The sequence below is a fragment of the Myxococcus vastator genome (assembly GCF_010894475.1).
Lineage (GTDB): Bacteria > Myxococcota > Myxococcia > Myxococcales > Myxococcaceae > Myxococcus > Myxococcus vastator.
Genome location: NZ_JAAIYB010000404.1, coordinates 1 through 7729, shown reverse-complemented (window position 1 = coordinate 7729; position 7729 = coordinate 1). Strand labels below are relative to the sequence as shown.

5 protein-coding genes and 1 pseudogene are annotated in these 7729 nt (G+C 65.5%); 4 read left to right on the top strand and 2 right to left on the bottom strand.

Features of this window, described 5'->3' with window-relative positions:
* Nucleotides 1-265 (bottom strand): annotated as a pseudogene (locus tag G4D87_RS29600) (hypothetical protein); the annotation flags it as partial.
* Between the two features lie 602 nt (nt 266-867).
* Between G4D87_RS29600 and G4D87_RS29595 the strand changes: the two are divergent.
* The 4 genes from G4D87_RS29595 to G4D87_RS29580 all read left to right on the top strand — a co-directional run bounded on the left by G4D87_RS29595 (nt 868) and on the right by G4D87_RS29580 (nt 6884).
* On the top strand, nt 868-2931 hold the full coding sequence (locus G4D87_RS29595) for a PrkA family serine protein kinase (protein ID WP_163786054.1): 2064 nt from the start codon (nt 868-870) through the stop codon (nt 2929-2931).
* A 23-nt stretch (nt 2932-2954) separates the two neighbouring features.
* Nucleotides 2955-4064, top strand: coding sequence for a DUF444 family protein (locus G4D87_RS29590; RefSeq protein ID WP_163786053.1), 1110 nt, complete (start codon nt 2955-2957; stop codon nt 4062-4064).
* 35 nt (nt 4065-4099) lie between these two features.
* A complete protein-coding gene (locus tag G4D87_RS29585; protein ID WP_163786052.1) occupies nt 4100-5593 on the top strand; it encodes a SpoVR family protein in 1494 nt (497 codons plus the stop codon).
* A 112-nt stretch (nt 5594-5705) separates the two neighbouring features.
* Nucleotides 5706-6884: a M23 family metallopeptidase gene (locus tag G4D87_RS29580; RefSeq protein WP_163786051.1), complete on the top strand. Its 1179-nt coding sequence runs from the start codon at nt 5706-5708 to the stop codon at nt 6882-6884.
* A gap of 7 nt (nt 6885-6891) precedes the next feature.
* Here G4D87_RS29580 and G4D87_RS29575 read toward each other — a convergent pair whose 3' ends face one another.
* Nucleotides 6892-7476, bottom strand: a complete 585-nt coding sequence (locus G4D87_RS29575; RefSeq protein ID WP_163786050.1) for a DUF2378 family protein — start codon at nt 7474-7476, stop codon at nt 6892-6894.
* Nucleotides 7477-7729 lie beyond the last annotated feature (253 nt).

Genomic DNA, 7729 nt, shown 5'->3' with positions numbered 1-7729 from the left:
CCACGTAGAGCGGCACCGAGACCTCGGGGCCGTACTCCGTTCGCAGCTCGCGGCTGGCCCCCACTCCCAGCACGGTCTCAACCTCGGGAGAGAGCGACACCACCATGCCCTGGCCCCACCCTGGCCGCTGCGCCAACCGCAGCGCGCGGCGGGGTGCGCGCCCCGCATCGAGCAGCGCCGTCGCCACCACGTCTCCCTCCGCATGGGGGACTGTTGCCTGAACCCCTGCGGCGAGGAGACAGGTTGCGACGAGCAGGACGGGCATCAGCAGGCTCCCAGGAAGGACAAGCGCCGCGCCCCGTTGCACACGCCATGCTCAGAGGCCTCCCTCTCGTGCGCGCGCCCAGCGCCGTCCAGAACGGGAGACGCTGCGAGCGAAGCAGGGACCGCACCGCGCCGAACGCGCCCACGGCACCCAGCGCCCCTCCCGCACGGCCGCTCGCCTGCTTTCACGCGTGTGACGCCAGCCGCGCCCGTGAAGGCTCCGCGCCGACATGTGGAGTGAAAGGGCACGCTGCCCCACAACCCACCCGCGCATCGCCCCTGCCGTGCGCCGAGGAGATGACCGTTCAGGCGTTCACTACCCCTCGTGCAGCCGGTGTGCGCCTACCCCCGTGGGCGAGGACCCTTATAATCAAGAGGCCTTTTCACCCCGTGGAGGGGGTGCGCCTTCGGGCGTCCCACCCCTGACACGAGCGTAACGCGCGGTCCCACTCCGCGGCGGGGTCCCGAAGGGGCAGCAGGGCAGTCGTGCCTGGGACCTCGTCGGGGTGGGTGTGGAATGGCAGTCATGCCCTCCAGGTTGACCATTTTGGCCCCCTGTCGGCGCGGCTTTCCGCGTCCCCGGGTGGGCTCCGAGGGAGAGACATGAAGGACGCTGAGAAGGGTTCGTGGGTCTCCAGAATCGCCGCGTTGCAGGACGTGAAGACCTACGCGGAGCTCAACTGGGAAGGCTCGTTCGAGGAGTACCTCGAAATCGTCCGGCAGAACCCCAAGGTCACCCGCACCGCCTTCCAGAGGATCTACGACATGATCCTCAGCCACGGAAAGACGGAGTACATCGACAACAAGAAGAAGCTCATCCGCTACCACTTCTTCAGTGACGAGAAGTTCGGCGGCCGTGACGCCATCTTCGGGCTCGATGTCCCGCTCATGAAGCTGGTCAACGTCTTCAAGTCCGCCGCCCAGGGCTACGGCACCGAGAAGCGCGTCATCCTCCTCCACGGCCCCGTGGGTTCGTCCAAGTCCACCATCGCGCGCCTGCTGAAGAAGGGCACCGAGGACTACTCCAAGACGCCGGAGGGCGCCGCGTACACCTTCTCCTGGCTCACCGACAAGAAGGGCGCGGACGGCGTCCCGGTGAAGGAGAAGATGAAGTGCCCGATGAACGAGGAGCCGCTCAACCTCATCCCCCGGGAGTGGCGCGCCAAGGTCTACGCCGAGATTTCCCCGCCCGAGTCCGGCTACACCATTCCGGATGGCTCCGAGCTGTGCCCCGCCTGCCGCTTCGTCTTCAAGGAGCTGATGACGCAGTACCAGGGCGACTTCGCCAAGGTCATGGGCCACATCCGCGTCAACCGGCTCGTCTTCAGCGAGAAGGACCGCGTGGGCATCGGCACCTTCCAGCCCAAGGACGAGAAGAACCAGGACTCCACCGAGCTCACCGGTGACATCAACTACCGGAAGATCGCCGAGTACGGCTCCGACTCCGACCCGCGCGCCTTCAACTTCGACGGCGAGTTCAACATCGCCAACCGCGGCATCATCGAGTTCGTCGAGGTGCTGAAGCTGGACGTCGCGTTCCTCTACGACCTGCTCGGCGCGTCGCAGGAGCACAAAATCAAGCCGAAGAAGTTCCCGCAGACGGACATCGACGAGGTCATCCTCGGCCACACCAACGAGCCCGAGTACAAGAAGCTCGAGAACAACGAGTTCATGGAGGCCCTGAGAGATCGCACGGTGAAGATTGACGTCCCGTACATCACCAAGCTGTCCGAAGAGGTGAAGATCTACGAGAAGGACTTCAACTCCCGCGCCATCAAAGGCAAGCACATCGCGCCGCACACGCTGGAGATGGCCGCCATGTGGGCCGTGCTCACGCGCCTGGAGGAGCCCAAGAAGCACAACCTGTCGCTGCTCCAGAAGCTCAAGCTCTACAACGGCAAGACGCTCCCGAACTTCACCGAGGACAACATCAAGGAGCTGCGCAAGGAGAGCAACCGCGAGGGCCTGGAGGGCATCTCCCCGCGCTACATCCAGGATAAAATCTCCAACGCCCTGGTGAGCGACAAGGGCGAGGGCTGCATCAACCCCTTCATGGTCCTCAACGAGCTGGAGGCCGGCCTCAAGACGCACTCCCTCATCAACAACGAGGACACGCGCAAGGGGATGAAGGAGCTGCTCACGTCCGTGAAGCAGGAGTACGAGGACATCGTCAAGAACGAGGTCCAGCGCGCCATCTCCGCGGACGAGGACGCCATCGGCAAGCTGTGCGGCAACTACATCGACAACATCAAGGCCTACACCCAGAAGGAGAAGGTCAAGAACAAGTACACCGGCCTCTACGAGGAGCCCGATGAGCGGCTGATGCGGTCCATTGAAGAGAAGATCGACATCCCCGACACCCGCAAGGACGACTTCCGCCGCGAAATCATGAACTACATCGGCGCGCTCGCGGTGGAGGGGAAGACCTTCAACTACCGGACCAACGAGCGGCTCCACAAGTCGCTGGAGCTGAAGCTGTTCGAGGACCAGAAGGACAGCATCAAGCTCAAGAACCTGGTGTCCTCCGTCGTCGACAAGGAGACGCAGGAGAAGATCGACCTGGTGAAGGACCGGATGATGAAGAACTACGGCTACTGCGAGATCTGCTCCACGGACGTGCTGAACTTCGTGGCCAGCATCTTCGCCCGCGGCGACGCGAAGGAGTAACACCTAGAGAGGGGCGAGCCGCCGTGACCTTGAAGATCCACCAGGACCACTCCCGCTTCAAACAGATTGTCCGCGGGAAGATCAAAGCCAACCTGCGCAAGTACGTGCAGAAGGGCGAGATGATTGGGAAGAAGGGGAAGGACGCCATCTCCATCCCCATCCCCTTCATCGACATCCCCCGCTTCAAGTACGGCCACAAGGAACAGGGTGGCGTCGGACAGGGTGACGGCGAGGTCGGCCAGCAGCTCGGCCCCGGGGCGGTGGAGCCCGGGGAGGGCAAGCAGGCCGGCCAGGGCGAAGGCGACCACGCCCTGGAGGTGGACGTCACGCTCGACGAGCTCGCCCAGATTCTGGGCGAGGAGCTGCAGCTGCCCAACATCGAGCGGCGGCAGAACGAGCGCATCATCACCCAGAAGATCCGCTACACCGGCGTCAACACCACCGGCCCGGAGTCGCTGCGGCACTTCAAGCGGACCTTCAAGCAGGCCCTGCGGCGGCAGATCGCCGCTGGCACGTATGACCCGGCGCGGCCCGTCATCATCCCCACGCGCGAGGACCGCCGCTACCGCAGCTACAAGCTCCAGGACCTGCCGGAGACGAACGCGGTCATCATCTACATGATGGACGTGTCCGGCTCCATGGGTGACGAGCAGAAGGAGATCGTCCGCATCGAGAGCTTCTGGCTCGATACGTGGCTGCGCCACCAATACAAGGGCCTGGAGGCGCGCTACATCATCCACGACGCGGTGGCGCGCGAGGTGGACCGCGACACGTTCTTCCACACCCGCGAGTCCGGCGGGACGATGATCTCCAGCGCCTACAAGCTCTGCCGGGACATCATCCTGGCGGACTACCCGAAGAGCGCGTGGAACATCTACCCGTTCCACTTCAGCGACGGAGACAACTGGAGCGCGGACGACACGCGGCAGTGCATTGACATGCTGCGAAGCGACGTGCTGCCCAACGTCAACCAGTTCGCCTACGGCCAGGTGGAGTCCCCCTACGGCAGCGGCCAGTTCATCAAGGATTTGCGCGAGGCGGTGGGGGACACGCCCAACGTCGCGCTGAGCGAAATCGCGGACAAGGACGCCATCTACGCGTCCATCAAGGACTTCCTCGGCAAGGGCCGCTGACTTCAGCGGGCCTTTCCCACCGGAGCGACTGCCCGATGCCCAAGAGCCTCACCCCTCGCCTCGCCGCGCTCCGGGACGAAATCCATGGCTACGCCAAGGAGTTCGGCCTGGACTTCTTCGACACCCGCTTTGAAATGGTGTCCTACGACGAGATGAACATGGTGGCCGCCTACGGCGGCTTCCCCACCCGCTATCCCCACTGGCGCTGGGGCATGGAGTACGAGCAGCTCGCCAAGGGCTACGAGTACGGGCTGAGCAAAATCTACGAGCTCGTCATCAACAACGACCCTTGCTACGCCTACTTGATGGAGAGCAACCCGGAGGTGGACCAGAAGCTCGTCATGGCCCACGTCTACGGCCACTGCGACTTCTTCAAGAACAACTTCTCCTTCCGGCACACCAACCGCCGGATGATTGATGAGATGGCCAACCACGCCACGCGGGTGCGGCGCTGGGTGGACAAGATTGGCGTGGAGAAGGTCGAGGACTTCATCGACCGGACGCTGAGCCTGGAGAACCTCATTGACCAGCACGCGCCGCACATCCGGCGCAACCCGGACCCGAAGAAGGCCGAGGACGAGCTCAAGGCCAACGAGCGCGTGGAGGGCTTCAAGGTGGGCCGCGAATACATGCGCGGCTACATCAACCCGTCCGAGTTCCTCGACTCCCAGCGCAAGAAGGTGGAGGACGAGAAGCAGCGCGCCAAGCAGTTCCCCGAGCGCCCGCAGCGCGACGTGCTGCTCTTCCTCTTGGAGGAGGCGCCGCTGGAGCCGTGGGAGGCGGACATCCTCGCGATCCTCCGCGACGAGGCCCACTACTTCGCGCCCCAGGGCCAGACGAAGATCATGAACGAGGGGTGGGCCAGCTACTGGCACTCCACCATCATGACGCGCCGGGCCCTCAAGGACGACGAAATCATCGACTACGCGGACCACCACTCCGGCACCATGGGGACCCGCCCTGGCGCCATCAACCCGTACAAGCTGGGCATCGAGCTGTGGCGGGACATTGAAGAGCGGTGGAACAAGGGCCGCTTCGGCAAGGAGTGGGACGAGTGCGACGATTTGCGCGCGCGCCGCTCCTGGGACAAGAAGCTGGGCGCCGGCCGCGAGAAAATCTTCGAGGTCCGCAAGCACTACAACGACATCACCTTCATCGACACGTTCCTGACGCCCGAGTTCGCGATGGAGCAGAAGCTCTTCGTGTACGGCTTCAACGACAAGCGCAACTCGTGGGAGATTCTGGACCGCGAGTTCAAGAAGGTGAAGAACAAGCTCCTCCAGGGGCTCACCAACTTCGGCCAGCCCATCATCGAGGTGGTGGACGGCAACTTCGAGAACCGCAGCGAGCTCCTGCTGGCGCACCGCCACGACGGGCAGGACCTCAAGGGCGACTACGCGCGCGAGACGCTGCGCAACCTCCAGTCGCTCTGGCGCCGGCCCGTCAACATCCTCACGCGGTACGACAACAAGGGCGCCATGCTGCGCTTCGACGGGCAGACCCACTCCGAGCGGAAGGTGGAGCTCTGAGTCGCCGCCCTGCCCTGGCGGCGCCCAAGCAGCCAGGCAGCCAGGCCTAGGAAATTTCCCGGCCCTCCGCTGGGCGAGCGCCAGGGTGTCCACTACACTCGGCCGCCGCCCCATGAGAATCGCTCCCCTGCTCTGCCTGGCCGCCGCGCTGCTGGCTTCGACGTCCGAAGCCGCCGTCCGTTACGTCATCAAGAACCGCCGTATCGAGCCGCGCCAGACGCTCGCGCAGGCGCTGCACGACGCGAAGCTCCCGGACGCGCAGGTGGCCGCCGTCATCTCCGCGCTGGAGGGTGTGTTCGACTTCCGCAAGTCGCGCGTGGGGGACCAGCTGCGGCTCGTCATGCGCGACGGGGAGCTGGACTTCTTCGACTACCGCCAGAGCATGGTGGACGAGTGGCAGGTCCGCCGCGACGGCGAGAAGTACGTGGGCAGCAAGCGCGCCATCGAGGTGGAGAAGCAGGTCGCCGTGGTGGCGCTGGAAATCCAGTCGTCGCTGTACGAGGCGGCGGTGGACGCCGGCGAGGACCCGGCCATCGGCATGGTGCTGGCGGACGTGTTCGCCTGGGACATCGACTTCTACCGGGACGTGCGCAAGGGCGACACGGCGCGCGCGCTGGTGGAGAAGTTCGTCTCCAAGGGCCGCCTGCTGCGCTACGGCGACGTGCTGGCGGCGACGTACGCGGGCGGCCTGGTGGGCGACAAGAAGGTGTACCGCTACGTGCTCCCGGACGGGCAGCCCAACTACTTCAACGAGGAGGGCGCCAGCGCGAAGAAGACCTTCCTCAAGACGCCCCTGAAGTACGCCAACGTCACCAGCCGCTTCGGCTCGCGCTTCCACCCGGTGCTCAAGTACCTCAAGGCCCACAACGGCGTGGACTACGGCACCCCCATCGGCACCCCGGTGTGGGCGGTGGCGGACGGCACGGTGACGCAGGCGGGCTACGCGGGCGCGGCGGGCAACATGGTGGTCATCCGCCACGCCAACGGCTTCGAGACGCAGTACATGCACCTGTCGCGCTTCGGTGAGGGCGTCCGCGCGGGCGCCCGCGTGCGGCAGAAGCAGATCATCGCGTACTCCGGCAACACCGGCCGCTCCACCGGGCCGCACCTGCACTTCGGCCTCAAGCGCAACGGCCGGTACACCAACCCGCTCAACCAGCAGTACCCCCGCGCGGACCCGCTGCCCAAGGAGCTGCTGCCGGACTTCCTCGCCAAGGCGCAGGCGCTCACGGGGCAGTTGGAGGCCGTGTCCATGGCCGCCGTCGCCGGGCAGGCCGCGGCCATGCCGTGACGCGGGCCTACTCCCAGGTGATGACGTAGTCAGCGCCCGTCACGCCGCGGGGCGTGCCCACCACGCGGCTCTTGCAGCCGACGACGCTCAGCGCCTCCTGCAAGACGCCCTCGTGGTACTGCACCGGCTGCATGTCCCCGTGGAAGACCAGGCGCACCTGCTTGTCTCCCAGCATGGCGAATTCGCGCCGGCCGTAGTTCACCAGCGTCGAGTACGCGGTGGGCGCGTGGGAGAGGAGCCGCTTGGGGTCGCCCTTGCCGATGAGCCGGTTGAGCGTCTGCCCCACCGTGGACTGGAAGAAGTGCGTGACGGCCGCCGCGCCGCAGGCCCGCACCGCTTCCTCCATGGAGCCGTAGACGGGCGTGAGCGCCTCCGACGTCGCGTACAAGAGGCGCAGGGCGTCCACGGCCGGATAGGAGAAGAAGTCCACCGGGGAGCGCTTGAAGAAGGGCTCACGCAGGCGCGTGGCCGCGTCCGCGCCCAGCTTCTTCTCCGTCAGGTTGAACACCGCGTTGAAGACGAGCCCGCGCACCGTGTCTTCGGGACGGATGATGGCCAGCCGTTGTTCGAGGTCGTTCTTCGGAAAACCCATGGCGGATTGATTTCTACATCAATCCGTCTCCGGGTTGGCGCGCCATCCACCGGCAGGCAGTCCGCCGCCCTTCCAGGTGAGCTGTCCCAGGGGGCAAAGCCGCGCTTTACCGGTGCGATGCGAGACACGGCTGCGCTAGCCTGACGCACCTTCGCGTACCCGGGAAAGCCTGGGGCCCGCGAACCCCTGAACCCGCAGCATCTACGTCCAGAGATACCCAGCGACATGGCCCCTCCTGCCTCCGCCTCCCAGC